This is a genomic window from Paracoccus sp. DMF-8, assembly GCF_029309835.1.
Classification (GTDB): Bacteria; Pseudomonadota; Alphaproteobacteria; order Rhodobacterales; family Rhodobacteraceae; genus Paracoccus.
Genome location: NZ_JARJHL010000014.1, coordinates 333066 through 358635, shown reverse-complemented (window position 1 = coordinate 358635; position 25570 = coordinate 333066). Strand labels below are relative to the sequence as shown.

General features: G+C 61.8%; 43 protein-coding genes and 1 tRNA gene. 22 read left to right on the top strand and 22 right to left on the bottom strand.

Features of this window, described 5'->3' with window-relative positions:
• Positions 1-481: 481 nt before the first annotated feature.
• From PE067_RS16165 to PE067_RS16085, 17 genes are all read right to left on the bottom strand, one after another.
• The gene (locus PE067_RS16165; protein WP_276190722.1) at positions 482-1006 is read right to left on the bottom strand and encodes a hypothetical protein; all 525 of its coding nucleotides are present in this window, start codon (positions 1004-1006) and stop codon (positions 482-484) included.
• Positions 1003-1218 (bottom strand): glutaredoxin family protein, encoded by a 216-nt coding sequence (locus PE067_RS16160; RefSeq protein ID WP_276190721.1) that lies wholly within the window; start codon positions 1216-1218, stop codon positions 1003-1005. The genes PE067_RS16165 and PE067_RS16160 overlap by 4 nt, the downstream gene beginning before the upstream one ends.
• A gap of 226 nt (positions 1219-1444) precedes the next feature.
• Entirely contained in the window at positions 1445-2035 is a 591-nt protein-coding gene (locus PE067_RS16155; protein ID WP_276190720.1) for a hypothetical protein, read from the bottom strand.
• Positions 2032-2280 (bottom strand): helix-turn-helix domain-containing protein, encoded by a 249-nt coding sequence (locus PE067_RS16150; RefSeq protein ID WP_276190719.1) that lies wholly within the window; start codon positions 2278-2280, stop codon positions 2032-2034. Before PE067_RS16150 ends, PE067_RS16155 begins: the two co-directional genes overlap by 4 nt.
• Positions 2277-2549 carry a DUF6378 domain-containing protein gene (locus PE067_RS16145; protein WP_276190718.1) on the bottom strand — a complete coding sequence of 91 codons (273 nt, stop codon included), beginning with the start codon at positions 2547-2549 and terminating at the stop codon, positions 2277-2279. Before PE067_RS16145 ends, PE067_RS16150 begins: the two co-directional genes overlap by 4 nt.
• Positions 2546-2899 (bottom strand): NUMOD1 domain-containing DNA-binding protein, encoded by a 354-nt coding sequence (locus PE067_RS16140; RefSeq protein WP_276190717.1) that lies wholly within the window; start codon positions 2897-2899, stop codon positions 2546-2548. Before PE067_RS16140 ends, PE067_RS16145 begins: the two co-directional genes overlap by 4 nt.
• Positions 2896-3300: a helix-turn-helix domain-containing protein gene (locus PE067_RS16135; protein ID WP_276190716.1), complete on the bottom strand. Its 405-nt coding sequence runs from the start codon at positions 3298-3300 to the stop codon at positions 2896-2898. Before PE067_RS16135 ends, PE067_RS16140 begins: the two co-directional genes overlap by 4 nt.
• Positions 3297-4745 (bottom strand): AAA family ATPase, encoded by a 1449-nt coding sequence (locus PE067_RS16130; RefSeq protein ID WP_276190715.1) that lies wholly within the window; start codon positions 4743-4745, stop codon positions 3297-3299. Before PE067_RS16130 ends, PE067_RS16135 begins: the two co-directional genes overlap by 4 nt.
• Positions 4742-5092, bottom strand: a complete 351-nt coding sequence (locus PE067_RS16125) for a hypothetical protein (RefSeq protein WP_276190714.1) — start codon at positions 5090-5092, stop codon at positions 4742-4744. The genes PE067_RS16130 and PE067_RS16125 overlap by 4 nt, the downstream gene beginning before the upstream one ends.
• Positions 5079-5900: a hypothetical protein gene (locus tag PE067_RS16120; RefSeq protein ID WP_276190713.1), complete on the bottom strand. Its 822-nt coding sequence runs from the start codon at positions 5898-5900 to the stop codon at positions 5079-5081. The genes PE067_RS16125 and PE067_RS16120 overlap by 14 nt, the downstream gene beginning before the upstream one ends.
• Positions 5897-6388, bottom strand: a complete 492-nt coding sequence (locus tag PE067_RS16115) for a hypothetical protein (RefSeq protein ID WP_276190712.1) — start codon at positions 6386-6388, stop codon at positions 5897-5899. Before PE067_RS16115 ends, PE067_RS16120 begins: the two co-directional genes overlap by 4 nt.
• Positions 6372-6548: a hypothetical protein gene (locus PE067_RS16110; RefSeq protein WP_276190711.1), complete on the bottom strand. Its 177-nt coding sequence runs from the start codon at positions 6546-6548 to the stop codon at positions 6372-6374. Before PE067_RS16110 ends, PE067_RS16115 begins: the two co-directional genes overlap by 17 nt.
• Entirely contained in the window at positions 6545-6895 is a 351-nt protein-coding gene (locus PE067_RS16105; RefSeq protein ID WP_276190710.1) for a hypothetical protein, read from the bottom strand. Before PE067_RS16105 ends, PE067_RS16110 begins: the two co-directional genes overlap by 4 nt.
• Positions 6892-7092: a hypothetical protein gene (locus tag PE067_RS16100; RefSeq protein ID WP_276190709.1), complete on the bottom strand. Its 201-nt coding sequence runs from the start codon at positions 7090-7092 to the stop codon at positions 6892-6894. The genes PE067_RS16105 and PE067_RS16100 overlap by 4 nt, the downstream gene beginning before the upstream one ends.
• Positions 7089-7244, bottom strand: coding sequence for a hypothetical protein (locus PE067_RS16095; protein WP_276190708.1), 156 nt, complete (start codon positions 7242-7244; stop codon positions 7089-7091). The genes PE067_RS16100 and PE067_RS16095 overlap by 4 nt, the downstream gene beginning before the upstream one ends.
• Positions 7241-7417, bottom strand: coding sequence for a hypothetical protein (locus PE067_RS16090; RefSeq protein WP_276190707.1), 177 nt, complete (start codon positions 7415-7417; stop codon positions 7241-7243). Before PE067_RS16090 ends, PE067_RS16095 begins: the two co-directional genes overlap by 4 nt.
• Positions 7414-7680, bottom strand: coding sequence for a hypothetical protein (locus PE067_RS16085; RefSeq protein ID WP_276190706.1), 267 nt, complete (start codon positions 7678-7680; stop codon positions 7414-7416). The genes PE067_RS16090 and PE067_RS16085 overlap by 4 nt, the downstream gene beginning before the upstream one ends.
• Here PE067_RS16085 and PE067_RS16080 point away from each other — a divergent pair.
• The 19 genes from PE067_RS16080 to PE067_RS15990 all read left to right on the top strand — a co-directional run bounded on the left by PE067_RS16080 (position 7679) and on the right by PE067_RS15990 (position 16626).
• The gene (locus PE067_RS16080; RefSeq protein ID WP_276190705.1) at positions 7679-8137 is read left to right on the top strand and encodes a helix-turn-helix transcriptional regulator; all 459 of its coding nucleotides are present in this window, start codon (positions 7679-7681) and stop codon (positions 8135-8137) included. The genes PE067_RS16085 and PE067_RS16080 overlap by 2 nt on opposite strands.
• A gap of 251 nt (positions 8138-8388) precedes the next feature.
• Positions 8389-8598, top strand: a complete 210-nt coding sequence (locus tag PE067_RS16075; RefSeq protein ID WP_276189089.1) for a hypothetical protein — start codon at positions 8389-8391, stop codon at positions 8596-8598.
• A gap of 510 nt (positions 8599-9108) precedes the next feature.
• Positions 9109-9444, top strand: coding sequence for a hypothetical protein (locus tag PE067_RS16070; RefSeq protein ID WP_276189088.1), 336 nt, complete (start codon positions 9109-9111; stop codon positions 9442-9444).
• 666 nt (positions 9445-10110) lie between these two features.
• Complete coding sequence (locus tag PE067_RS16065; protein WP_276190704.1) at positions 10111-10374, top strand: hypothetical protein; 264 nt, start codon at positions 10111-10113, stop codon at positions 10372-10374.
• Positions 10371-10562, top strand: coding sequence for a hypothetical protein (locus tag PE067_RS16060; RefSeq protein ID WP_276190703.1), 192 nt, complete (start codon positions 10371-10373; stop codon positions 10560-10562). The genes PE067_RS16065 and PE067_RS16060 overlap by 4 nt, the downstream gene beginning before the upstream one ends.
• Positions 10559-10795: a hypothetical protein gene (locus PE067_RS16055; RefSeq protein WP_276190702.1), complete on the top strand. Its 237-nt coding sequence runs from the start codon at positions 10559-10561 to the stop codon at positions 10793-10795. Before PE067_RS16060 ends, PE067_RS16055 begins: the two co-directional genes overlap by 4 nt.
• The gene (locus tag PE067_RS16050; protein WP_276190701.1) at positions 10792-11130 is read left to right on the top strand and encodes a hypothetical protein; all 339 of its coding nucleotides are present in this window, start codon (positions 10792-10794) and stop codon (positions 11128-11130) included. The genes PE067_RS16055 and PE067_RS16050 overlap by 4 nt, the downstream gene beginning before the upstream one ends.
• On the top strand, positions 11130-11282 hold the full coding sequence (locus PE067_RS16045; RefSeq protein WP_276190700.1) for a hypothetical protein: 153 nt from the start codon (positions 11130-11132) through the stop codon (positions 11280-11282). The genes PE067_RS16050 and PE067_RS16045 overlap by 1 nt, the downstream gene beginning before the upstream one ends.
• A complete protein-coding gene (locus tag PE067_RS16040) occupies positions 11282-11596 on the top strand; it encodes a hypothetical protein (protein ID WP_276190699.1) in 315 nt (104 codons plus the stop codon). The genes PE067_RS16045 and PE067_RS16040 overlap by 1 nt, the downstream gene beginning before the upstream one ends.
• A 59-nt stretch (positions 11597-11655) precedes the next feature.
• Positions 11656-11925, top strand: coding sequence for an HU family DNA-binding protein (locus tag PE067_RS16035; protein WP_276190698.1), 270 nt, complete (start codon positions 11656-11658; stop codon positions 11923-11925).
• Positions 11926-12011: 86 nt separating this feature from the next.
• The gene (locus tag PE067_RS16030; protein WP_276190697.1) at positions 12012-12251 is read left to right on the top strand and encodes a hypothetical protein; all 240 of its coding nucleotides are present in this window, start codon (positions 12012-12014) and stop codon (positions 12249-12251) included.
• Complete coding sequence (locus tag PE067_RS16025) at positions 12206-12898, top strand: ribonuclease H-like domain-containing protein (protein ID WP_276190696.1); 693 nt, start codon at positions 12206-12208, stop codon at positions 12896-12898. Before PE067_RS16030 ends, PE067_RS16025 begins: the two co-directional genes overlap by 46 nt.
• Position 12899: 1 nt before the next feature.
• Positions 12900-13481 carry an ERF family protein gene (locus PE067_RS16020; protein ID WP_276190695.1) on the top strand — a complete coding sequence of 194 codons (582 nt, stop codon included), beginning with the start codon at positions 12900-12902 and terminating at the stop codon, positions 13479-13481.
• Entirely contained in the window at positions 13478-13891 is a 414-nt protein-coding gene (locus PE067_RS16015) for a single-stranded DNA-binding protein (RefSeq protein WP_276190694.1), read from the top strand. Before PE067_RS16020 ends, PE067_RS16015 begins: the two co-directional genes overlap by 4 nt.
• A 253-nt stretch (positions 13892-14144) precedes the next feature.
• Positions 14145-14543, top strand: coding sequence for a recombination protein NinB (locus PE067_RS16010; RefSeq protein WP_276190693.1), 399 nt, complete (start codon positions 14145-14147; stop codon positions 14541-14543).
• Positions 14540-14878, top strand: coding sequence for a DUF2493 domain-containing protein (locus PE067_RS16005; RefSeq protein ID WP_276190692.1), 339 nt, complete (start codon positions 14540-14542; stop codon positions 14876-14878). The genes PE067_RS16010 and PE067_RS16005 overlap by 4 nt, the downstream gene beginning before the upstream one ends.
• Complete coding sequence (locus PE067_RS16000; RefSeq protein WP_276190691.1) at positions 14875-15264, top strand: nuclease domain-containing protein; 390 nt, start codon at positions 14875-14877, stop codon at positions 15262-15264. Before PE067_RS16005 ends, PE067_RS16000 begins: the two co-directional genes overlap by 4 nt.
• Positions 15265-15355: 91 nt before the next feature.
• Entirely contained in the window at positions 15356-15547 is a 192-nt protein-coding gene (locus tag PE067_RS15995) for a hypothetical protein (protein WP_276190690.1), read from the top strand.
• Entirely contained in the window at positions 15544-16626 is a 1083-nt protein-coding gene (locus PE067_RS15990) for a tyrosine-type recombinase/integrase (protein ID WP_276190689.1), read from the top strand. Before PE067_RS15995 ends, PE067_RS15990 begins: the two co-directional genes overlap by 4 nt.
• An 8-nt stretch (positions 16627-16634) precedes the next feature.
• Here the strand turns inward: PE067_RS15990 and PE067_RS15985 are convergent.
• The 4 genes from PE067_RS15985 to phaC form a co-directional block, all read right to left on the bottom strand.
• Positions 16635-16724, bottom strand: a tRNA-Ser gene (locus PE067_RS15985).
• Between the two features lie 52 nt (positions 16725-16776).
• Positions 16777-17361: a polyhydroxyalkanoate synthesis repressor PhaR gene (gene phaR, locus PE067_RS15980; RefSeq protein WP_276190688.1), complete on the bottom strand. Its 585-nt coding sequence runs from the start codon at positions 17359-17361 to the stop codon at positions 16777-16779.
• 168 nt (positions 17362-17529) lie between these two features.
• Complete coding sequence (locus PE067_RS15975) at positions 17530-18006, bottom strand: Phasin (RefSeq protein ID WP_276190687.1); 477 nt, start codon at positions 18004-18006, stop codon at positions 17530-17532.
• Positions 18007-18168: 162 nt separating this feature from the next.
• Complete coding sequence (phaC, locus tag PE067_RS15970; protein WP_346429712.1) at positions 18169-19857, bottom strand: class I poly(R)-hydroxyalkanoic acid synthase; 1689 nt, start codon at positions 19855-19857, stop codon at positions 18169-18171.
• A gap of 995 nt (positions 19858-20852) precedes the next feature.
• Here phaC and phaZ point away from each other — a divergent pair.
• Positions 20853-22217 carry a polyhydroxyalkanoate depolymerase gene (gene phaZ, locus PE067_RS15965; protein WP_276190685.1) on the top strand — a complete coding sequence of 455 codons (1365 nt, stop codon included), beginning with the start codon at positions 20853-20855 and terminating at the stop codon, positions 22215-22217.
• A 75-nt stretch (positions 22218-22292) separates the two neighbouring features.
• On the opposite strand, the gene PE067_RS15960 is transcribed toward phaZ, so the two are convergent.
• The gene (locus PE067_RS15960) at positions 22293-23057 is read right to left on the bottom strand and encodes an alpha/beta hydrolase (protein WP_276190684.1); all 765 of its coding nucleotides are present in this window, start codon (positions 23055-23057) and stop codon (positions 22293-22295) included.
• Between the two features lie 130 nt (positions 23058-23187).
• Here PE067_RS15960 and thrS point away from each other — a divergent pair, with 130 nt between their 5' ends.
• Complete coding sequence (thrS, locus tag PE067_RS15955; RefSeq protein ID WP_276190683.1) at positions 23188-25137, top strand: threonine--tRNA ligase; 1950 nt, start codon at positions 23188-23190, stop codon at positions 25135-25137.
• A 205-nt stretch (positions 25138-25342) separates the two neighbouring features.
• The gene (locus PE067_RS15950) at positions 25343-25549 is read left to right on the top strand and encodes a cold-shock protein (protein WP_017998352.1); all 207 of its coding nucleotides are present in this window, start codon (positions 25343-25345) and stop codon (positions 25547-25549) included.
• The last annotated feature ends 21 nt before the right edge of the window (positions 25550-25570 follow it).

Sequence of the window (25570 nt, the reverse complement as noted above, 5' to 3'; positions counted from 1 at the left end):
AGTCGAACCCCCGACACGCGGATTTGGAAGCCGCTGCTCTGACCACTGAGCTACACCGAACTGTTGAGCGTGACCCGTTATCGCAGCGTCCGGGCCGGTCCATTGCGGGGCTTGCGCAACCGCTCTGCGTGTGACCGCGCTCAGGAGGCATATCCGGCAGTCAAGCCGCTCACCCGTCTAACCGGGGGATATGCCACCAAAGAGCGGTTGATCGCGACCATTACCCGAAGGTGTGCTGCCGCATTACGTCGCTCGGCTTGGCATATTGTTTTGCTATGCTGGCGGTGTGGCCTCCCCGCCTATGACCACTTGCCGCGATCAGGAGGATCATCTGGCGCTCTAGGCGCTCGACCGGGGGGAGCGTTCCACCAACGCCCCGGTAGATGATCCGCCAAAGAGCGGAATCAGAAAAGCGCCAAGGTTACCCAAGGCGCAATTCTTGCGATTATGCTGAAAATCTAACCAAGATTGTCTCACTTGTCTAGCGCATTTTCTCAATATCTTTGATGCCTTCCCAGATATCGCGCATTGCCTCGTCTCTCGCCCTATACAGCGATGCTCGGGAAATGCCGGTGCGGCTGCGGATCACCCGGTATGATAGGCCGCAACCCATGCAATAAACCGCCTTGCGCAACATGCGGCGCTTCCCCTTGCTCTTGAGTGCGAACTGATGCCAGAGGAACAGGACATGCTCTGAACGCGTGATCTCGTCTGCGGACGGCCTGACCATCGCAACGCCCTGATCCGGCATTTCTTCGATCTCTCCACGCAGATAGTCCATCGCCTGCGCCCATGCGCTGCGCTCTGACGGCGCTTCCGGCAGGCTGGACTTGCTGGGGTATCCCAACCGGGGCGGTCCAGAATACGACCGGCTGACCCGGCACGCCTCACGGAACAGCTCCCACATGACATGCTCCGGCCCCAGCTTTTGGTCGGCCCGCGCATTTTCCACCGCCATGACCTCGCCCTTGCGCAATGCGCGCTGCCAGTCAAATGATGCTGTCATTGGTTCAGCCTCCGCAGTTGATCGGGGTCAAACCCGTGGATGACGTGATCCCCGTCCACGATGACAGGGGCGGAACGGGCGCCGATGCCTTCCAGATAGTCCAGATGATCGGCTGCGTTGCGTTCCTCGAATGCGATGCCATCAGCGGTCAGCAGCCGCTTGACCATGTTGCAGGGCGGGCAGTTCGGTTTCGTGTAGACGATGATGGTCATTCCAACTCCTCGTATTTTGCGCTGTGAGCGGCCTCTAAGCTCTGCCCGGTGTCTCGGTATCGTTTTTCCCGTCATCGCCCGTCCTGCACCCCTTCCACGGCCTCTCTGCGCATATCTAGGGCCACCTGCTGCTTGTCCCTGCGTCTCGCTGCCCGTTTGGCTTGGACATAGGCCGCGCGACGTGCCGCGATCTGGCGGCGCTTCTTGCGTCCGGGGTGATCGGGCCTCATGCGGCTGCCTCCATCTTCAGCCCGCCCCATTGCGCAGCCATAGCAGCGGCTATGCCGGGATACGTCCGACTGCGCTCTTTCCACCGATCCGGGCCGGGGGATGCGAGGTGGCAATCTGCCCGCGCATCTGACGCCTGCATGTCACTGGTCGGCGTCAGGGGCGGCAGGCCGCGCGTCCAGAAGCATGTCCGTTTTTTCGCCGGATCTCCAAACTGCCATGGCTGGACCGTGAAATCAGGGCCGCGACCGACGATTTCACGGGCGTATCGGTGCATCACAGGGTTTTCGACGGCGACCATTGGGGCGTTGGCGTTCAGGCACTCGAGGAAGAACGCGGCGCCCTCTCGCATATCCTCCCACAGGTCGCGTTCAGCGAGCCAGCGGACACCGCTGTTGCACAGCCGGGTGCAGGGCGGATGCGCGATGACCAGATCCCACGGCTGGCGCAGCATGTCGCGCACATCGCCCTGGTAATGCGGGCCGGGGGTTTCGGACGGCAGCAGATCGGCGCTGATAGCGTCGTGGCCGAGGGCAATGAATGCGTCGCGGACGCGGCCCGAATATTCGCAGGCTACCAGAACCCTCATGCCCCTGCCCTCGCCTCTGCGGCGCGGACGCCGTGCATGACCGTGGTGTGGTCGCGGTCCCAGAACCAGCCGATCACGGGATAGCTGAAACCCGCCTCGCGCTGACGGCGCATCGCCTCTTGCCGGGGCTGTGCGATGAACTGGCGACGTGACGGCGACGTGATTTCATCAAACGTCATGCCGTGTTCCGCTGCCGTTTCCTCGGCTATGCGGCGAAGGGTGGCGCGGCTCTTGAGGATGGTCATGCCTGCGCCTCCGTTGCCAATTCGCCACCACAGGCGGCATATCCGGCCAGATCAACCCAATTGTCGGCGTGCCCAGGGTTGCCCCATGCCCGGCAGGTTTTCAGGTCAGCCAGCAAAATGCAGACCTGCGCAGGGGTCAGGTTGACGCCGAGGCGCGCGCTCCAAACGCTGGCGATCATGCCAAATGTATCTTCGGGGCGACCGTGTGTTGCGCTTCGGTCTGTCGTGGTGATGCGTGCAGCCTCGGCGCAGATTTCAGATCGGTTCATGCCTGCACCCTCCCTGCCTCTGCGCGCATCATTGCAGCCATCAGCATATCGCGCATTGCGGCGCTGGCGTCTGGACGGGTCCAGCGATTGAATTGGCTGATGCTGATGCCAAGGTGCTTTGCAGCTGCAACCCGCGACGGGAACTCGCGACCGAAAATCACGGTGACCTTTGAAGCGTTCTGACATCCGGGGCGTGCCTTGCCGCGTCCGAGGCGGGACAGATCGCCATAGGTGTCGAGATGATAGGCCACGGTTCTGCGGCTGACACCATGGGCGCGGGCGGCTGCGCGGATCGAGGGGTGCACGGTGTTGGTAGCGTCGATGGTGCGGACGTAGAGCGGATGCGTCATGCGTTCACCTCTGCACGAATGACGTCGATCACGGATTTCACCGAGACGCGACGGCGCGGCGATCTGATCGGCGGCAGGCGCGGCGTCGTCTCGTGGCGCGGATCATGGCCGGTCTCGACCTCCCACGGGGCGCGGTGCAGGCTGATGCCACGCGGGGCAGCAACGGGCGTAGGGGGCGCGACCTCGGGCTTGGAAAGCAGGCCCTCACGGCGGGCGCGGCGCATCAGATCCTTGAGGGTCTGGACGCGGATATCCAGAGCGGCAGCGATAGCCTCGGTCGAGTGGCCAGCGGCCAAGGCTTGCTCGATCCATGCCAGACGGTCATGCGCGCGCTGGACGACGTGGGGGGCGCTGCCGCCGGGCATGTAGCCGGTGATGTGTGCGGGGGCGGTGAGGGTCATGCTGTCTCCTTCCTGCGCTGAAAGGCGCTGTCGTCGTGATATTGCGAATAGGTCATCATCTCGCCGTGGAAGGTCAGGCGCATCGCCCCGGTCTCGAAGCCGTAAAGCTGCGTTTCCCGAACCTTCCACGTCTGGACCTTGACCCAGGCTTTCCCGGCGTCTTCATCGGTTTCGCGATGGACCGAAAAGCCTAGCGCGGGCTTGTTGAAAAACGCGGCGCTGTCGGCAATGTCGTAGCCGGTCGGGCAACGCATCTGACCGCCGTCGGAAGGCATCTTCCGGGGGTGTGCGATCAGGCAAATATGCGTGTCAAACTGCTGCGCCCATTGCCGGATCTGTTGCAGGGCGAAGTTGATGTAGCTGGTCATCGACTCGCCCGGCTCGGGCAGGTGCTCAAGTTCGTTCCACGGGTCGATGATGATCAGTTTGCACTCATCGCGGACGGCCAGCGTATAGACCATTTCGCGAAGCCATTTCAGGTTGTGCCGTTCGTCACCGTCGAATGTCCTGTGGACGATGCGGAAATGCTCGTCGGCATAGGTCAGGAAATCCGCCCGGCGCTGACCTGACATTTGGTCGAACGGCAGCTTGCCATAGAGTCGCGCAAGCTGGTCGCGTGTCCGGTAAGGATGGGTTTCGAACCCCATGATGCCGACACGGATTTGCTCATGCTGCGCGATGTGATGCGCCATGAAGGTCGTGAAGGTCGATTTGCCCGAACCCGGGGTTCCAGTGCCAACGGACATGGTGCCGACCTCGAACGCAACCTTGCCATCGTAGGGCTGCATCCCCAAGCGCAGGACGCGCCGGGTTGGCATGGGCGGCAGATCGGAAATCGACGTAATGAATCCGCCCTCGGGGTCGATGCGCCGGGCCTCGGTCAGGCATCGGGCAATCTCACCTTCCCCGAAGTTGACCAGAACATCATTTGCATCCTTGCAGCCATCTGGCCACGTCACGAAACGCACGTCATGGCCGATCAGGATATTGGCGACGGTGCGGGGCAGGCTGGCCCCCACCTCATCCGCATCCCCTGCCACGATCACATAGGGCGCGGCCCGAAATGCGGCCTCTGCGTCGATCAGGACTTGCCGCTTGCCGCCTTCCTCGGTCCAGCCATCAGGCAGGCTTACCGCCCGGCTGTATCCCGCCTGAATGATCGACAGGGCATCAATTTCGCCCTCGGTGAGGACCACCGGGCCGGTGCCGCTGCGCAAGCAATCCTCGTTGAACAGGGACCGGGAAACACCCTGACTGGATCGCCATTCCTTGCGATCTGCCGCGCGGAATTTGCAAGCGTAGGTCTTGCCATCCCTACGATAGGGCAGCGCGGCAGCGCGACCGAGTTGCGGGTGATCGACCGCCTGAACGCCCATTGCCACCAAAAGCGCGGCGTCCAGCTTGCGGTCCTCGGTCAGGTAGCGGATCGGATCTGCGGTCGTCATACGATCCCCCACCCTTGAACGAGCAATGCCAGCAAAACCACACCAGACCATCCGGCTTGCGCGAAATGCTGAGACACGGATCGGTCTTTTTGCGCCGGGTGCTGCTGCACGCCGGGCAGATCGTTCGCGCCTCGTTGCCGTGCCACCTCGGGGTCGGTATCCCCGCCTCTCGAAGGATGTCCGCTTCCGTTCGCATCCGCTTGCCCCTTGATGATTTGCAGCGCCTGCCAGCGGGCAAGCCCCTGTTCCTGCGCCGCCGCCGTCTCTGCGTCGAAACGGCTCATTCCGCCGTCGAACTCGCAGATTGCCGCCCGCTCTACGAACTGATCCACGTCAAGCCTCGGCATAGGCGGGCGCCCTCCCGACAAAGCGCGGGTGACGCTCGGCCTCGTCGGCGCTGTAGTCGCTGGTGTTTTCCCAATGACCATCCCAGAACATCTGGACCTTGGTCGGGCTAAGCGTGCGGATGTCGCCCTTTTCCCACTTCGGAGCGGCCCTTTTTTGGAACCTGAAACACCCTTCGACAAACGCCACCGGGTCAATCGCCCCCTCACGCTGTGCACGCCCCAAGGCAGCAACAACCGCCTCGTCCCCGTGATCCCTGCGCCACTTCCCGAGAATGCCCCGTGACGCTCCTGACGACTTTCCAGACGCCATCAGCAGCTTCAGACCGCTGGAAAAAATCACCCCCGCAGCGTCAACCGGCTGCGCATCAGCGCCGCCCGACGAAGTCGGAATATTGTTTATTTGTTTATCTTGTTCTTTTGTTGGCCCTTCTTTGGCCCTTTCTTGGCCCTCTTTTGGCCCTTCTTTGGCCCCGACCTCTTGATATTTGTCGTAATTACAGAAGGTTATTATGGCCCTGCTCTTGGCCCCTTTTTGGCCCGGCCTTGTCCGAATGGCGCCCTCTGCTTTCAGCAGGTCCAAGAAACCCCGAAGCTGCTTTCTGGTCATGCCGGTGATTTCTTCCAGCATGGCTTGCGAGGCGCACAACTCCCCGCGCGCGACGGTGATGATTTCCCCGCCGATGTTCTGCCGCGTGTCAGCCCATGCGGCCTCGTCCAGCATGGCGATCCATGCGCCAAGCCGGTCAGGCCGTCCTTTGAAAATCGGGTGCTTGCGAATACCGTGTTTGACAGAAAACCAACCGCTCATGCCGCGCCCCTCTCTTTGTCAATTTCAGCCATGAAAACAGGCTGCGTCCGAAGATCCCCAAGAAGCGCCGACAAGAGGTCCGTTTTCGTGGGCGTGGTGGCGTCAAGCACCCGCTTGCAGACGGATCTTGCCTCCGACCACTCCGTGTCCGGGCAAGCCGATTGAGCGGCGATCAGAAGCATCAGGAGCCACGCCGCGTCCGCCTTCTCCGCTTGATTGTTCAGGTCGAAGCTATCCACCACGCACGAGGCGATTTCCTCGGCCTCGCTCGGCATGACACTGGCGAGTAAGGCTTGGGCCATAAGATCAGCAAAATGGTCCTGGTCGTTTGACAGCTTCGCCAATGCGTAAATGTTGCTTGGCTTGATCTTTTCGATGGCGCTGCGCAGGTAAAATTCTGTCTTCATTTCGGTGTCCAGCGGCGCGCTGAACTCTGCTGAAGACGAAAACCATTGCGCTAGAACGCTATCGTCAATATGATTGGTCATCGCCATTTTCCTTTTGTTGTTGGCGGTCATTGCCCGGAGCGTTGCTGCGCTGCCGGGCGTTTTCTTTGACGGCGGCAAGGGCAAGGTCGCCAATGCTGCGCCAGTTTTCACCGGGACCGGCTGGCCGATCCTCTGGCGGGATTTCAGTCAGGGCGTTCATTGCGCCTCCGATACGGTGATGATGACGGCGCCGCCCTTAACTACAGGGCCGCGTGACAGGGCCAGCGTCCACCGGCTGTCGTCGATGCCGGTCGCATCAGACAGGCCGTCCAGCAGGCTCTTGCAGCGTGCTACGGCATTGTCCAAATCGTAGCGGCGCGCGCTGGCGGGCTGGAATTCGATAGCGACGTGCATCCGGTCCCACGGCAGCGCGCGGACGCATGCGCCTTGGCACAGATAGCAGGCGTCCTTGCGCACCTTGGCGGCGATGCGAGCCTTGGCTGCCCAATGGACGCGGGCGTTGGGGGACAAGGCCGATGGGGGCCACGGCAGGGTGACGGATTTCATGCGACGACCCCCACATAGCGAAAGCCCGGCAGGTCGTCGCGGATCATCAGGCGCCCGGCCTTGAAACCCTCTGCCCAGACCTGCAACACGCGGTCGAACGGGACGCCGGATGCCTCGGCAATCTCTCCGAACATCATCTGATTGCGCTGCACCACGTTCCAGACGGCGCGCTTTTCCTCGGCGGTCGCGGGCTTCATTTGCGCCCCCGGATTTCTGCGCGCATCAGATCCAGCGTGACGCGGCGCAGGCGCTCGGTCAGGACGGTGTGATTGCGGCTGTGGGGCTGGCACAGGGCCAACCGGGCCATGATGCTGTCGCGGTCTGCGCGCAGGCGGTCGATCTTGGTCATTTCGCTCTCGCCTGCCGGATGATGGATTTCAGCACGCCGGTGCTGCGCAGTCGCTCGACCAGCGCGCGAACCTCAGCGACGGTGAAGCCGCCGCGAACGGCGATGTCCTCGACACCAAGGCCCGCCAGCAGGCCGCGCGCCGTCTCGATGTTGATGTGCGGGGGGCGTGTCATCGCTGCACCACCCGCGACCGCTTGACGTTTTGGTCAGGTTGATGCGTGGGGGATATCTCCCCACATGGCAAATCATGTGCCACGTCATCCTTGCTCATGTAGCCCCGGACTCTATCCGCGACCTTCATCGTGGGGCTGGATTCGCCGGTTTTCCACTTTTGCCACTGGCCCCACTGGGCGTTGATCGCGTCCCGAAGAAGCTTTTGGGGGGCGATCCCCGTGCGCTGGCAATAGGCTTCAATGTCTGAGATAAGCTGTTCCATGCCGCGCATTATGGGGTATTATTACCCCAATCAGCAAGAGCAATTTTACTCCATTCATCACACCAATCCAATGGGGTATATTTGCCCCATGGAAATGACGTTCAGAGAAGCACTTAGCCACGCCAGAACCGTCACTGGGCGGGGAAAATCTCTTCGCGAGATTGCGACAAGTGCGGGTGTTTCCTATGACATTCTCAAGAACATCAACCAAGGAAAGTCCGAGATGCCCAACGCCGAGTTCGCGGCCAAGGTCGCGGAGTTCTTTGGCGCGTCTCTTAAGGATTTTCTTGCTGGACGAGTGCGGAAACTGAGCGAAGAGGAAGCGGCTGAGATTGCCGAAGATGTTGCCAAGGTTTCGGACATCATGAGGAACCTTGAGAAGGCCCATCGCGATCAGGTTCGGGCTTTTTCTCTGGCACTTTTCCAGACCGAAGAAGCTGAGAAGCAAAAGAAATAACCTGCCGACGCGACTCGTTGCTAAGGCGCATGAAGACTTTCTCGATCCAATCACAATCCCTCATCCCGCCCCCGACTCATAAGAACAATCCAAGAACACCTTAGGCAAGAGTCCGCCGCCGTGTCTACTGACGGGAAAGATAGTTGACAGGGGCGATTTCGGTGTCGCGCGGGTAGCGTCTAGGGGCTGCGGTTGACCGCGATATAATGGCGGGCGAATCGAGGCGGATTGTTGGCTGAAAGGACAATGGGATGACCTACGATCCATCAATGGACGATGCGACTGCCCTGCGCAAATTCCTGCTGGAATTGCTGATCGAGGTTCCGGCCGAATTGCTGAACACGCCCGAGGGGCGGGCGCAAGCCATGGCAACCTATGAGGCGCAGGCCCAACGCGCCCATCCGGCGGTTGCGGCGGTGCTGAGAGAGGCTGCGGGCGTGGTGCGCCGGGGCGATGGATGAGTGGGCGGAGAGGGTCGAGGGGATGGGGAAGGGGTGAAGTCGCAACCTTGACCTGAGCGTTCAGGCTTGCGATATATAGGCTAATCGCGGCAGAATTTGGTGAAGCTATGACGGTTTCTGTGAACGCTGCTGCACAGTTCATTTGCCAAAGGTCCGGCTGGACTGTCACGCAGCTAAAACTTCAGAAAATACTCTACCTTGCCCACATGGTCCACTTGGGCCGAGGCAATGGTCCGCTAGTCCCTGGCGCATTCGAGGCTTGGGACTATGGCCCTGTTCACCCTCAGTTGTACCAGAAGGTGAAGGCGTTCGGATCAAAGCCGATACCCAACGTGTTCTGGTCCTCCGAGAACCTCGGGCCATCTGCCTTTGATGTGCTATCCGAGGCCTGCGACAACCTTCTTCACCTGACGCCCGGACAGCTAGTCCAGAATACACACTGGAACAACGGGGCTTGGGCCAAAAACTACACAAAAGGCATTCGCAATACGGTAATTCCAGAGGAAGATATTGTCAGAGAATACCAAGCCCGAGTGGCTCCCGCCGCAGCTTGACGGGGGTCGCGACGGCTTGGCTCCAACGGCTCTTGACCGAAGTGCAGCCCAGCTTGAAGCCGATCTTCAAAACGAGAGAGACGCGCGGAAAGAGGAGAGGTTCTACTGGATTCTCGCGCTTGTGATTGTGGGGAATGTGCCCCTACTCAACAGCATTGAATCGTCTTGGGCGCTGGTCCCGCTCTTCCTCTTGGAACTGGTTTTGCTGATCGGGATAGCTGACTGGCTAGGCGTGGACAGGGTTAAGGTCTTGCTTGAAAAAGTGTTCGCGAGGTACTCAAAAGACGAATAACCCAAGCCCCGCTCCGGCGGGGCTTCTTCATGCGCCGGGACTCGACTCCTGCGCGAATGGTGCGGCACAATCCCTCACCCGCCTATGAAACCCGCGACTCGGGCACGTCGGATGCGGTCAGGGGGTGGCTCCCCTATGTGGCCCCGCTCGGGCTGCTAAGGCAGAACGTAACGAAAGGGCCTCATAAGCCTCGTTCTGTCGCCGGGCTGTCGGTGAGCGCTCACCTAGGCCAGGCCGCCGCGTCGGGCGGGATATAAATACTGGGTATGGCTTCAACCATGCCCGACCGGTCGGGCAATGCTTTGGAAACTCCCAATGCACAACCGATTGAAGGTGGCTGAACGGCTGCTGGTCGCACTCGCTGCGATCATCACCATTCTGGCCGGGCTTATCGTCATAGCTGAAAAGCTGTTCTGAAAGCCAAGGGGAGGTTCACGCCTCCCCTTCCATACCCCGAATCACACCCCCAAATTCACGCCGTTCATCGAGTCCCGGCCCCCGCAGCATAGCACGGGGGAGGCGGGTGGGAAAGCTTAAGGGGTTATTTTACTCTTTCTTGTTGACATGGGGTAAGTTTACCCCTTACATTCATCCCATACCCGACGACGACCCCTGACCGCGAGATGCAACGAGGGTGAGGCTCGGGACAACAAAGGGATGAAACAGATGAAACTCACCAGCCTTACCATTGCACCGCAGAACTCATGGCAAGCCGTGGGTCCCAACAACAAGCTTCGCGCCGTTGTGAAACTGAGCAACGAGAACAGCACTGTCGAATGCGTCCTGTCGGACGATGCTACCCGTCGCATGATCGACCTCTGCGCCGAGGAAATCGCTGCCAACGCCGAGCGAAATGTTCGCGAATTCGTTGCGGCAGTGAATGCGATTGACGTCGGCAAGGCTGCGGCCTTGATCGGTGACGCCCAATGACCGCCATTCACCAGCAGCCCGCCGCTCTGTCGGCATGGGATCGACTGAACGAGGGTCAGGCGCTTGAGGTGTTCGGCATTTTCGCCAGCGCCCCGACCACGCCCGCAGCCCCTTGGTCCAGCCGGATTGATGGCATCGAGATCGACCCCGTTATCGCAGACATGATGATGAACGGGGGTGTGAAATGATCACCGCAGACGAACTGCTATCTTCTTTGGATAGGTCCGCCATGGCGGCGAGGATCCTAGAGAACGCAGAATTTCTAACCCGCAAACTGATCGCTGCTGCGGATGTGGTTCAGGCTGCGGAACGGCTCGCGGATTCGGCGCAACTGGAGTGGGGGAACGACTGGCCGGAAGGCGCTGACCCGATCAGCGCCCTGCGTGAAGCAATCACCGCATACCGCGAGGTCACCAAATGACACTCACCCTCGACACCGCCCGCGCCATCGTGCGCCAGCCCGGCCTGCACCTGTCCTCTGTCGTGGACGACGCCATTGACCGCATGATGCGCAGCCCCGACTGGACCGACCAGAACGAGGCCACGGCCCTGCAACGCGCGATCCGCCGCGAAGGCCGCCCGGTCAGCCACGAAGAAGCGCATGACTTCCGCAACGGCAATATGGATGCGCTGCACTGGCCGTCCGTGCTGGTGTGGGGCGCTATGGCTATCGGCGTGTTTGCCGCATGGGCCTACGCCCTGCCCCTCGCGATCCACGGCCTGCGCGCCGTCGCCCGCTTTGTCTGGGGGCTGTGATGACCACAGCCATGCGCATCGCCCTCTCGGACCTGCTGGTCCAGACCAACGCCGCCTTGGATATCGCCAAGGACGAGGGGGCCAGTCAGGACATCCGCGTCACGCTGAAAACCTACGCCCACAACCTCGCCCTGCTGCTGGAGGGGAAATGATGGACTACCACCGTGGAAGCCTGACCATCGACACCGACGACGTGCTGATTGACGGCGTGGACGCGGAATACGTGGTCGACGCTGTCTGGTCGCGCCGCAACTCCCGAAACCTGCGCTCGGTCGATCACGTCCACAGCGTGACCCTGATGTGGTGGGGAAAGTCCCGCTATTCCCGCGCCGTTGCGGTCAGCATTGCCGGGGAAACCGCCATCAAGGCCGAAGAACAGCGGGCCTACGAGGAATGGATCGCCACCGCCGTCATGGATGATGCCAACGCCTATGCGGATTACCGCATGGACATGGCCGCCGAATGAGACACCGCGCCGGGCGGCCCCCGGCATCCCCGGCGCTTGATGCGCGCAAGGAGACAAAAATGACCGACATGAACAAATCCGCCCTGATCGAAGCTGTCGCGGGCAAGACCGCGCTGACCAAGGCGCAGGCGCGCGAGGCGCTGGACGGCATCATCGCCGCCATCAACGCCACGACGCGCAACGGCGGCGCGGTGAAGCTTCCCGGCTTCGGGCTGTTCCGCGAGAAAACCCGCCCGGCCCGCACCGCCCGCAACCCGCAGACGGGCGAGGATGTGCAGGTGCCCGAGCGCCAGGCGCTGCACTTCCGCCCCGCGAAACTGAAATCCTGATACCGCGCGCCAATCCCTCGCGCGGGACGCCTGCCGGGCATCCTTCCTCCTGCCCGGCAGGCACCAATCACCGAAAGGATCGTGAAATGAAGCCGTATCACCGCCTTCACCTCGACGGCCACATCAGCGCCTTGGAGTCCTTGGCGTGGCAGTGGGACGAAGAACTGGCTGAGGCGCGCGCCGATCTGGCCGAGTGCCGCGCAAAGAGCCTGCCTGTCGGCACCGAATTCACCCGCCGCCGCGTCGTGCGGATCTACCTGAACACCCGCCGCGCCCGTGAATGGCGGTCGCCGCAGCTTGCAGAATACAGGATCGCAGCAGAATGACCGATTACATTTACCTCGACATCGAAACGCTGCCTGCGCAGGCCGATGCCACGATTGATTACCTGACCCGCTCGGCAAAAGCCCCGGCGAACATCAAAGACCCGTCGAAGATCGAGGCCGCAAAGGCAGAGGCGGCGACCAAGGCGGTAGCCTCCAGCAGCTTCGACGGCTGGCTTGGGTCCATCTGCTGCATCGGCTTCGCAGTCAACGACAACGACCCGATCACGTTGACCGCTGTGGAATGGTCCGAGGCGGATATCCTGCGCACGTTCTTCAGGCGGTTCAGCATCTACGACCGCCCCGTGATCGTCGGGCACCACGCAGCCGGGTTCGACGTGCCATTCCTGACCCGGCGCGCAATCGCGCTTGGTGTTGCCCTTCCGCCCGCCGTTGCATGGCCCCGTGACCCGAAACCGTGGAGCGACAAAATCGCTGACACAATGGTTATGGCCGCTGGCAGCCGCGACACGATCAGCCTGGACAAGCTGTGCTTTGCGCTCGGCATCCCCGGCAAGGCGGGCTTCGACGGCTCGATGGTGGCGGAAGCGTGGAAGCGCGGCGACCATCACATCATCGCGGAATACTGCGCCGACGATGTGCGCCGGGTTCGCGAAATTCACAAACGCTTTCTGAATGTGGGGTGGTGACATGACCGCGAAGAACATCCACCAGCGCCTCGCCGCCGTCATGGCGGAAGTGACCTATATCCGCAAAGAGAAAAAGACGGGCATGAACTACACAATCGTGTCGCACGACGCGGTGACCGCCAAAGTCCGGCCCGCCCTGCTGAAACACGGCATCGTCTATTACCCGGTGCGGTGCGATCACCACCACAACGGCAACCGGGCCGAATGCAGCCTGACCGTGCGCTTTGTGAACGTGGACGATCCGGCCGATTTTTTTGACGTTCCTACCTTCGGATACGGCATCGACGGGCAGGACAAAGGGCCGGGCAAAGCCATGTCCTATGCGGTCAAATATGCGCTTCTCAAGGCTCTCGGCTTGGAGACCGGCGACGACCCGGATCAGGACAGCGTGGATCACAGCCCGGTCGATGTTGCCGGAGGTGCTGCTGATGACGCCAAGGCGAAACTGATGGGGTGCACCAAAATCGACCAACTTGCCGCCGTTTGGAAAGCCCTGCCCCCCGAACTTCGCGGCATGCCCGAAATCGAAGCGGCCAAGGACACCCGCAAGGCTCAACTCACTGAAAGCAAGGAAGCCGCATGAAGAACATCACCATTGCAGGCCGCATCACGCGCGATGCGGTCACCCGCACCACACAGCAAGGCGATAAGGTCACCGGCTTCTCGGTCGCCGTGGACGATGGTTTCGGCCAAAACAAGCGCACGCTGTTCTTCGATTGCAGCCTCTGGGGCAAGCGCGGCGAAAGCCTGTCGCAATACCTGATGAAAGGCGCATCTGTCACCGTCGCGGGCGATCTGTCCACGCGCGAACACGAGGGCAAGACCTACCTGACGATCCGGGTTTCGGAAATCACCCTGCAAGGCGGAAAGTCTGGCGGCGGATCGCGCGACGACGACCAGCGCGGCAATCGCCAGCAGTCGAGCCAGAGCGGCGGCTATGCCGGGGGCACCACGGGCGGGGCGCCGGATTTCGACGACGACATTCCCTTTTAGGAGGCAGCCATGAGTTGGCCTGACGCCGCTGTCGCCATCGCCATCTTTGCCTTCGCGGCCTTTGCTATCACGAGGATACCATGACCATCCGCCACGAGAACGCCATTGTCGATGCGATCCACCAGACGCTGGTGGAGCACCCCAAATCCGACGACCAGACGATCATCACCGAGACGGCCGACCGGACGGGCTTTCCGCTGGCCAGCGTGCTTGCCGTGTTTGACGCCCGGTTTCGGATCGTGGACGCCGGACGATGGCCCGACACGCGATCACCATACATGCCGACAGCCGCGAGCCGCAGGACCGCGCCCGGCTTGCCCATTGGTGCGCCAATGTCCCGACGGGGTATCGCGTGGAGTTCAAGGAAGCCAAGCGCAGCCACGAGCAGAACGACCGCATGTGGGAACTGCTCGGCCGCGTCTCGAAGCGCATGACGATCAACGGCGCCAAGTTCCAGCCGGAACAGTGGAAAGCGATCTTCATGCAAGCAATGGGGCGTCAGGTGCAGGTTCTGCCCGCGCTTGACGGCTCGACGTGGTTCCCGACCGGGTTCCGTTCATCTGATCTGTCGGTTCGCGAAATGGCGGATTTGCAGACGTTTATCGAAGCACATTGCGCCGAACAGGGCGTGGATATCTGGGGGCAGGAATGAGGGTTTTGGTTTGCGGTGGCCGCGATTTTAACGACAAAGAAAAGGCATTCGCTGTGCTGAACCAGATCCGCCCGACGTTCATCATCGAGGGTGGCGCGAAAGGCGCCGACACGCTTGCTTGGTTGTGGCGCAAACGGAACCTGTCGTCCGATAACCACCTGACTATCGAGGCCCGATGGGACGTAGACGGCAAGGCTGCTGGTCCGATCCGCAATCAACGGATGATAGACGAGGGCAAGCCAGATCTGGTGGTGGCGTTCCCCGGCGGTAGGGGAACCGCAGATATGGTGCGGCGGGCCAAGCGCGCTGGCATTGAGGTCAGGATAATCAAATGACCATCCGCATCGGCGACCTATCCGGGCGTGGGCCGCTCGGGCTGAAACAGGACCGGCCCGCCACACGCAAGCGCAAGCCGGTCGGCCAGTGTGACGCGATCCGCCAGAGCGCGCGGGGCGAACCCTGCACCCTGCGCCTGATCGGCACCTGCAACGGCGATTGGACGACGACCGTGTTTTGCCACCTGCGCATGTTCGGAGCGGCTGGCATGGGCCAGAAGCCCGCCGACTACGCCGGGGTCTATGGTTGCAGCGCCTGCCACGACGCGCTGGACCGCCGCGATACATCGGGCCTGTGGGGCTTTGAGGATGTGCTGCGCGCGCTGATGGAGACGCACCGCAGACTGGCCGCAAAGGGCCTGCTGCACATGGGCAAGATCGAATGACGAACCCGCCGCCAGCTTTTCACTGTTTCGGGGCGGCGCAACTGGCCCCGGTGGTCAACCGGCCATCGGGGCGCTTTTGGAGGATGAGGAAATGGGTGCTGCAAGACCGACGCCAGCCGCAATTCGCCGCGCCATCGAAGCCATGAAAAGCGCCGGCCTGCCGGTCGAGGGCTGCCGCGTCATGCGTGATGGTAGTGTCTTGATCCTTGCCAATGCCGACAGCGGCGCAATAGCGTCCCCGAAAAGCGAGGTGGACGCATGGGACGAGGCAACGGGCCTGTGACGCTGATCGGCATTAAGGTCGTCGTTCGGCGGGGCAAGGAATACCGCTATTTCCGGGCCAAGGGGGCGCCTATGGTGCGCCTGCCGGATCTGCCGATGGATCACCCGGATTTTCTGCGCGCCTATGCTGATGCCCGCAAAGCCGTGCCGGAAAAGGCGCCAGTCACTGCCGGATCGTTTGCAGGGCTGGTCAGATCCGCGCTGTCATCGGCGAAGTTCAAGGAGGCGCAGCCCGCCACCCGCGCAATGTTCCGGCGCCATTGTGACGATCTGGTTGCGGAATTCGGAAAGCTGCCAGCGCGAGGCCTGCGCGCAAAGCACATCCGCGCCAACCTGCCAAAGGCAACGGCGCAAGGCCACCGACTGCGGACTTGGCGGTTCCTTTGTGCCTACGGGGTCACGTCCGGTCTTTTGGACCGCAATGAGGCGCTGGACGTGGCGATGCCCAAACTGAAAAAGACCGAAGGGCACCCGCCTTGGACCTTGTCTGAAATCGAGCGGTTTCGCGCCCGCTGGCCGATTGGCAGCGCAACGCGCGCGGCGATGGAGTTGCTGCGCTTCACTGGCGCGCGGATCAGCGATGCTGTTCGGATTGGTCCGGGCATGGTGGCACGGGATGGCGTTCTGACCTATCGCCAGGTCAAGACCGGCGGTCTGGCGCATATCCCCTGGACCTGCGCCCTGCCCGACTTCGCTGCTCACTTGGGGCATGACCGCGACTTGATGCACCAGTCCCTTGAGGCACTAAGCGGGCAAATGACCTACCTTGCTGCCAAAGGTCGGACCCGATCCGAAAAAGCGCTTGGAACAATGATTCGCGAGGCGGCAATAGCGGCGGGCTTTCAAAAGTCAGCCCATGGCTTGCGCAAAAGCCTTGCGACCGAATTGGCCGAGGGCGGCGCCACAGCGCACCAGATCGGCGCGTGGACAGGGCACGAAACCTTGCGCGAGGTCGATCACTACACCAAGTCGGCAGATCGGCGCCGCGCGGTCAAAGGAACGGAACAGAACCAGAACGTAGGAAAACATCCTGACACAGGTGGAAAACCTGAAATAAATTCTGCAAAATCATCACGTTAAAAGAGGAGTGGCGGACAGTGAGGGATTCGAACCCTCGAGACGGTTCCCCGCCTACACACTTTCCAGGCGTGCGCCTTCGACCACTCGGCCAACTGTCCTTGGCGGTTCGTCTAGCCTGCTATTGCGGGCAGTGCAAGCCGCCAAGGGGCTTCACAGTTTGGAAATCTTCTTTTGCAACTCGGTCAACTGGCGGCGGATTTCGTTCATGTCGTCGTCGCGCCCGCCCTTGCCGCGCGTCTTGTCGCCGTCGTCCTCGTCCTCCAGCTCGGGGCCGCTGCTGCCTGCGACATCCCAGCCCGAACGCATCGCCTTGAGAAACATTTCCTGCTGGCGCTTGAAGGCCTCGAAGCCCGGCATGCCCGCCATCGGGCTGGGAAAGGCCGAGAAGTTTTCGATCAGCTGGGACTGGCTGTCGCGCAGCATCTGAAAGCTGGTGGCCAGGAATTGCGGCACGATGGAATGGGATTGCGGCGTGTAGCTGCGCACCAGATCGGTCAGCACGTCCAGCGGCAAGACGGCTTCGCCGCGGCTTTCGTGTTCGGCGATGATCTGCAGCAGATATTGGCGCGTCAGGTCGTCGCCGGATTTCAGATCGACGATCTTGACCTGCCTGCCCGACCGGATGATGCCGGCGATATCCTCCAGCGTGACGTAATCGCTGGTTTCGGTGTTGTAGAGACGCCGGCTGGCATAGCGTTTGATCAACAGCGGCGCAGCATTTTCAGGCTCGGTCATTTCCCCCCCGGCGTTGCATATGCAGCATGATGGAAAAATGAACGCGGAATTGCAAAGAAAATCAATCATTGTCCGGGCATTCGGACAGCGCAGCCGCAGAACGCGGCCAGGGCCATGAAAAAAGGGGCGGTCGCCCGCCCCTTTTTCCAATCAGTGACCTGAAAGCGATCAGGCTTTCGCGGCGGTCGCGGTCGCGCTGGTGGCAGCGGCGGTAGCTTTCTTGACGGCGGCCTGGGTTTCGCGGGTCGCTTTTTCAGCAGCTTTCTGGGCGTCGGCAGCCAGATCCTTGCCAGCGGTCAGCATCAGGTCGACGGTGTCCATCTGAACTTTTTTCGCGATTTCGGCATAGGCGGCCATGTGTTCGGCAGCGGCTTCGGCAGCGGCCGAAGTGAAATCGCTGACGGCTTTGGCGTATTCGGCCGGCTCGTCTTTCGAGGCGGTCAGTTCGCCGAAGCGCGCGATGGTGTCTTTCGCCCACTGGGCCGAGATTTCGGTCGAACGCTCGGCGGCAGCCAGCGAGATCCGGGTCAGCTTTTCGCTGAGCGCGGATTGCGATTTGAACGCATCCTGGAAGGACGAGGTGTCAACCGGGAATTTCGCGAAGATTTCCTGGAAGGTCTTGGTGAAGTCGGGGGTCTTGGCCATGTCTGCTTCTCCGTCTGTGGCCGTTGCCTGGACATCTGCGTCGGGTCGGCCGTTGCGATTTGCTTCTGTGATCGGGATATAGATGCTGCACCGCAGCATTGCAAGCATTTTTCGCTGCATTGCAGAAAAAAGGCCCGGACATCGCCGGGCCCCGCCGTTTTTCTAGGGACGTTCGTGGACATATTCGCCGGGCGCGGGGCCAAAGCCCTCGCCCGGATCACGGGCGGGAACCATCGGACCGGAACGGCCCGCCAGCCATTCGCCCCACCTGCCCCACCAGCTTCCTTCGTGCTTTTCGGCGCCAGCCAGCCATGCCGCGCTATCGCCGTCGAAACCCGCATCCGAGGTGTAATGACCATATTTCTTCTTGCTGGGCGGGTTGATGATCCCGGCGATATGGCCCGATTCCGACAGGATGAAGCTGCGATCGCGCGAACCCATCTGGGCAATGCCGCGCCAGCTGTCCTTCCAGGGCGCGATATGGTCGGTTTCGCAGGCGATGGCGCAGACCGGCAGCGTCACATCCGACAGCCGCACCATCTGCCCCAGCACCGGGAAACCATCGCGCGCAAAGGCGTTCTGCTGGCACAGCCCGCGCAGATATTCCATCGCCATGCGGCCCGGCAGGTTGGTGCTGTCGCCGTTCCAGAACAGCAGGTCAAAGGCGGGAGGCGCCTCGCCCAGCATGTAGCTGCGGATCGCGGGCGCCCAGACCAGATCATTGGCGCGCAGGAAACTGAAGGTGCGCTGCATCAGGGTCGACGGCAGGATGCCATAATCCCGCACCTCGGTTTCGATGCCCGAGACGAAATCCTCCTGCAGAAAGGTGGTGAATTCGCCCTGATCGGAAAAATCGGTCAGCGTGGTGAAAAAGGTCGCGGAATTCACGCGATTGTCCCCGCGCTGCTTCATCAGCGCCAGCGTCAGCGACAGGGTCGTGCCCGCGATACAATAGCCGACGGCGTTCAGCCGATCCTCGCCGGTCAGGTCCTGAATGCGGTCCATGATTTCCAGATAGCTGCCGACATAATCATCCATGCCGGTCGCGGCATAGCTGACATCGGGGTTCTTCCAGGCCACCACGAACAGGGTAAAGCCCTGATCGACAATCCATTTGATCAGGCTGTTCTGGGGTTTCAGATCCAGAATGTAGAATTTGTTGATCCAGGGCGGAAAGATCACCACCGGGGTCTTGTGGACCTGTGCGGTGGTCGGGCGATACTGGATCAGCTCATACAGGGGTGCGCGGGCGACCACCGTGCCGGGGGTCGCGGCGATGTTTTCGCCGATCCGAAAGGCGTCGCGATCCGACAGCGACACGATCATTTCGCCGCCATGCATCTCGACATCGCGGACCAGATTGTCCAGGCCCCGGACCAGGCTTTCGCCCTCGGTCTCGATGGCTTTTTCCAGCGCGTCGGGATTGGTCGCCAGAAAATTCGTCGGCGCCATCATGTCGATGATCTGGCGCGTGAACCAGTCGATCCGGCGCCGTTCGGTCATGTCTTCGATATCCAGATCGCTGGCAGCGCGCTGCAGCGCATCGGCGTTGATCTGATATTGCCGCTTGATGAAGTTGAAGAACGGATGCGTCTGCCACAGCGGATTGGCAAAGCGCCGGTCGGCCGGGCCGTCGTCGGGCGGGGCGGTCAGATTGCCGCCGGCCAGCGCCGATTGCGCCTCGGCGAAATGGCGCAGAGTCTCGCCCCAATAGCTGACCTGCTGTTCCAGAATGCGCGAGGGCTGTTCGGCCAGAAGCTTCAACCAGGCCGAGGTCGCATTGACATAAAGATCCGGCCCCGGCCCTTCGACGCCGGGCGTGTGGCTGCGGCGCTGCGTCAGGGCGCGCATCAGCCTTTGGGTCAGGCTCTCGATCCGTTCGATATTCTGCAGCAGCTTTTCGGGCAGCTTGCTTTGCGCACCAAAGGCCGCATCCAGAAAGGCGCTGACAGAGGGGGGCGTTTCCGCCCCTGCGCCCGCTTCGGGCTGCGGCGTGGCAGGTTCGATGGTCGGCTGGCGTGCCGGTCCGGTCCGTTCGGCGGCCAGTTCGGCCGGGGTGGGCGCGGTCACCGTCTTGCCGCGCGGCGCGGGCTTTTTGCGGGTCGAGGTGCGGGTGTCGCTGCGGCTTGCCGTGCGGGCACGCACCGCCGAGACGCGCGGTTTTGTCGCAGGCTCTGCCGGTTTGGCGGGGCGCTTTTCAGCGGGAGAGACGGTCTTTTCAACAGCGGTGTCGACGGAATCGGCCGCCTTGGCCGCCGCGCGACCCGAGCGCGCCCGGTCTGCAGCTTTCGTCGCAGTTTTGGATTCGACTTTAGTCGTGCCCGCCGCAGATTGCTGCATCGCAGCATCACCGCCAGTCTTTTCGGCAGCCGCCGCATTTTTTCTGGTCACGCCCTTGGCCCGGGACGCCCGGACAGGCTTTTCCGCCGCCGCCGCGGTGGTCGGGGACGCAGAGGTTTCGGGGGCCTTGGCAGCCGGTTTCGCTGCCGTTTTCCGTGCGGAAGCGGCGGGTGACTTTGGCGCCTTATCAGAAGTTTGCGCGGGGGTTTTTACCTGCTTTCCAGCGGCGGATACCCTTTGTTTCACGGGTTTGGCCGTCGGCGCCGAATCGCCCCCCGGCGCCGCGCCCCCGGTGCTGCCTGCCCCGGAGGTACCTGTTGCTGCACTGCCGCGCCGCTCCGTGTTTCCGCGCGTCCCAGAGGCCCGTGGCGCCGAAGACCCGTTGTCTCCCTTGCTTGTCATCGTGTTAATATCCCCATAACAGTTACTCCATTATGCCTAGCGTCGACCGCAGGTAAAGCGGGACAAGGCCATACGGCGCGACTAGCCAGGAAAGTAAACGTCTCATGGTGTACAAAGGTCTGAAGCCCACGATCAGCGCAAAAGGCATCGTCAATTACGATGCGATGGAAACTATTCGCAACTCTTTCGAATGGTGGGGCGCAAGCGCCCGGGCCATGGCATCCTATCCTGCATTCGCCCTGATCCCCCATCCGATCTTCAAACTGATGTCCGCATGGGGCCGCGTCACCGAACGCAGCTTTGCCCGCATGGTCATCAAACCCGACTGGAACATCCCCGCCATCATCGGCGAAGACGGCCAGGATCACGTCATCTACGTCGAAAAGGAACTGGAACGTACCTTTGGCGACCTCATCCGCTTCCGCGTCGCCCGCCGCGACCCGATGCCGCGCAAGGTGCTGCTGGTCGCGCCGATGTCGGGCCATTATGCGACGCTTGCGCGGTCCACAGTTGCATCCCTACTGCCCGATTGCGACATCTATGTGACCGACTGGCACAATGCCCGTGACATTCCGGTCAGCGCGGGCAAATTCGACATCGAGGATTACACCAAGTATTTGGTCGACTTCATCCGCCATCTGGGGCCGGACACCAATGTCATGGCGATCTGCCAGCCCGCACCGCTGGCACTGGCCGCCGCCGCCATTCTGGCCGAAGAAGAACCCGATGCGCAGCCGCGTTCGCTGATCCTGATCGGCGGCCCGGTCGATCCCGACGCCGCCGCGACCGAGGTCACCGATTTCGGCAACCGCATCACCATGGGTCAGCTGGAACACATGATGATCCAGTCCGTCGGCTTCAAATATCGCGGCGCGGGCCGGATGGTCTATCCGGGGCTGGCGCAGCTTGCATCCTTTATCGCGATGAACGCCGAAACCCATGGCAAGGCTTTCATCGACAAGATCTTTGCCGAGGCGCGTGGCGAAGGCTCTGAAGACGACAAGCACAATAAATTCTATGACGAATATCTGGCCGTGCTGGACATGACCGCCGAATTCTACCTGTCCACGGTCGAGCGGATCTTCAAGGGGCTGGAAATCGCGCAGAACAGGTTCACCGTCGATGGCAAGCATGTCGATCTGGGCAAGATATCGAATGTCGCGGTGATGACGATCGAGGGCGCGAATGACGATATCTCTGCCCCCGGCCAATGCGTCGCGGCGCTGGATCTGTGCACCGGCGTTCCCGACAGCAAAAAGGTCCAGCATCTGGAACCCGGCGCCGGTCATTACGGTATCTTCGCGGGCAAATCCTGGCGCCTGAACATCCGCCCGCTGGTTCTGGACTTCATCGACGAACATTCCGCGCATCAGCCGTCGCGCCGCCGTCGCCGCAAGGGTCATCAGGAATCCTGCGTCCCCGCCAACTCGGGCAATGATTTCGCCGACGATCCGCGCATGGCCGTGTGATCGCAGCGCGGAAAACGGATGCGACGCCCGCCCCTTGCGGCGGGCGTCATGCGTTTCCGCCGCTCCCGGTCCGGCTCAATTCCTGTCACGGCCCCGGGCGTGCTCCAGCACCTCGCCCACCGTCAGCGCGATCAGCTCCAGACATTCCGGCGTCGAAAAGCGGTGATCTGCGCCCTTGACCAGCGTCAGGCGCAGATCGTCGCCCTGCGCATGGCCGAGCAGCCGCATCGCCCAATCGACCGGCACATCCTGATCCGCCGTGCCCTGCAGAAAGCGCACCGGGAAGGGCAGCGGCAGCGGCTGGTCCAGAACCAGATTGTCGCGCCCGTTCTCGATCAGGCGGCGGGTGATGACATAGGGTTCATCGCTGTATTCGCTTGGCAAATCGACCCGGCCGTCGCGCAGCAATGCCGCGCGCTGCGCGGCGTCGAAGCCGTCCCAATAGCCGATCTGGGTGAAATCCGGCGCGGCGGCAATCGTCACCAGACCGGCCACGCGTTCGGGCATTGCGCGGGCGCAAAGCAGCGAAATCCAGCCCCCCATGGACGAGCCGACCAGCACCTGCGGCCCCCGCGTCAGTGTGGTGATCGCGGCGCTGGCATCGGCAAACCAGTCGCCGATGCTGCCATCCAGAAAATCGCCGTCGCTTTCGCCGTGACCGGAATAGTCGAAACGCAGGAACGGCACCCCTGCCCGCGCCGCCCAATCCTGCAGCGCAATCGCCTTGGTGCCCTGCATGTCGGACCGGAACCCGCCCAGAAAGACGACGCCGGTGCCGCGCCCCTCCAACCGGTTATAGGCGATGCGGCGGCCCTGCGGCGTGTCGAGATATTCGGTCATCTGTCTGGCCTTCACGATCTGTTATCCATGCTCTCGATAGTCGGATTGACAGCGCCGGTCAAAGCGTCCATCTGGGTCGCATAACCCGCAACCGGGCGTTCCGTGGGCGCCAAACCGACGAGGAGCCGATATGGCCGACCAGATTTCCCTGTCTTTTCCCGATGGCAATTCGCGCGACTACCCGGCTGGCGTGACCGCGGGCGAAGTCGCGGCCTCGATCGCCGTCAGCCTGGCCAAGAACGCGATTTCCGCGACGCTGGACGGCCAGCACATCGACCTTGCCTGGCCGATCAACCGCTCCGGCGCGCTGCGCATCAACACGATGAAGGATGCCGAACCCGCGCTGGAACTGATCCGTCACGATCTGGCCCATATCATGGCCCGCGCCGTTCAGGAAATCTGGCCGGATGTGAAGGTCACCATCGGGCCGGTGCGCGACTACGGCTGGTTTTACGACTTTGACCGCGCCGAGCCCTTCACCCCCGAGGATCTGGGCCAGATCGAGGCGAAGATGAAACAGATCATCGCCGCCCGCGACCCGGTGCGCACGGAAATCTGGTCGCGCGATGCCGCCCTGTCCTATTACGAAAAGCGCGGCGAACCCTTCAAGGTCGAGCTGGTCGAACGCATCCCCGGCGATGAGCCGCTGCGCATGTATTGGCACGGCGACTGGCAGGATCTGTGTCGCGGCCCGCATCTGCAGAACACCGGCCAGGTGCCCGCCGATGCCTTCAAGCTGACGCATGTCGCCGGGGCCTATTGGCTGGGCAACAGCGACCGGCCGATGCTGCAGCGCATCTATGGCATCGCGTTCCGCAACCGCGATGAGCTGAAGGCCCATATGACCATGCTGGAAGAGGCCGCGAAACGCGACCACCGCAAGCTGGGCCGCGAAATGGACCTGTATCACATGCAGGAAGAGGCGCCGGGCCAGGTCTTCTGGCACCCGAACGGCTGGACGATCTATACCGTCCTGCAAGATTACATGCGCCGCCGCCAGCGCGCGGGCGGCTATGTCGAGGTGAACACCCCTCAGGTCGTCAGCCGCAAGCTGTGGGAACAGTCGGGGCATTGGGAAAACTATCAGGAAAACATGTTCATCGTCGAAGTGGACGAAGATCATGCCCGCGAAAAGACCGTCAACGCGCTGAAACCGATGAACTGCCCCTGCCATGTGCAGGTCTATAATCACGGGCTGAAAAGCTATCGCGACCTGCCGCTGCGCATGGCCGAATTCGGGTCGTGCAACCGCTATGAGCCCTCGGGCGCGCTGCATGGCATTATGCGGGTGCGCGGCTTTACCCAGGATGACGCGCATATCTTTTGCACGGAAGACCAGATCGAACCCGAAACCAAGCGGTTCATCGAATTCCTGTCGCGCATCTACAAGGATCTGGGCTTTGACGATTTCCGCATCAAGTTGTCGACGCGGCCCGAAAACCGCATCGGCAGCGACGAAAGCTGGGACATCGTCGAGGCGGCGCTTGGCAATGCCTGCAACCACGCGGGCTACGACTATGAACTCAGCCCCGGCGAAGGCGCCTTTTACGGCCCGAAACTGGAATTCGTGCTGCGCGACGCGATCGGCCGCGACTGGCAATGCGGCACGCTGCAGGTCGATCCCAACCTGCCCGAACGGCTGGATGCCAGCTATATCGGAGAAGACGGCGCCAAGCACCGCCCCTATATGCTGCACCGCGCCGTTCTGGGCAGTTTCGAGCGGTTCATCGGCATTCTGATCGAATCGAGCGCGGGCAAACTGCCCCTGTGGCTGACCCCGCGTCAGGTCGTCGTCGCATCCATCGTCTCGGACGCGGATGATTACGTCACGGAAGTCGTGGAAATGCTGCAAAAAGCTGGCATTCGCGCCGAGGCCGATATAAGAAACGAAAAAATCAACTACAAGGTGCGCGAGCATTCGCTTGCGAAAGTGCCCGTCATCATGGCTGTCGGGCTCAAGGAAGTCGCCGAGAGAACCGTCTCGGTCCGCAGGTTGGACCGTCAGGGAAGCGAATCACTTTCGCTTGCGGAAGCAATTGACGCATTGAAAGCCGAAGCGACACCGCCCGATCAGCGGTGAGCTGCCAGAAATTCAGGTTTCCTGCGCCGGGATATGAATTTTCCGGCGCATTCGACTTGTTTTTTTCGGCAGATTCCGCATTCTCGATTTCGTGAGCAATACTTTCTACCGCCTTACCCCTCATAGGGCAGCCGGCTGGATCAAGGAAAGGGCTGCACGGCCCGGGGGCAATCTCGCTTTCGGGAAATTCTGAGGAGAGACGGTAATGGCCACCGGCACCGTAAAATGGTTCAACGCCACCAAAGGCTATGGTTTCATCGCGCCCGATGATGGCGGCAAGGATGTGTTCGTGCACATCTCTGCGGTCGAGCGGGCAGGTCTGACCGGTCTGAACGACAACCAGAAGATCGCCTATGAACTGCAAGCCGGTCGCGACGGTCGTTCCTCGGCAAGCGATCTCAAGCTGCTTTGACCGAATTCCCCGCCGGAACGC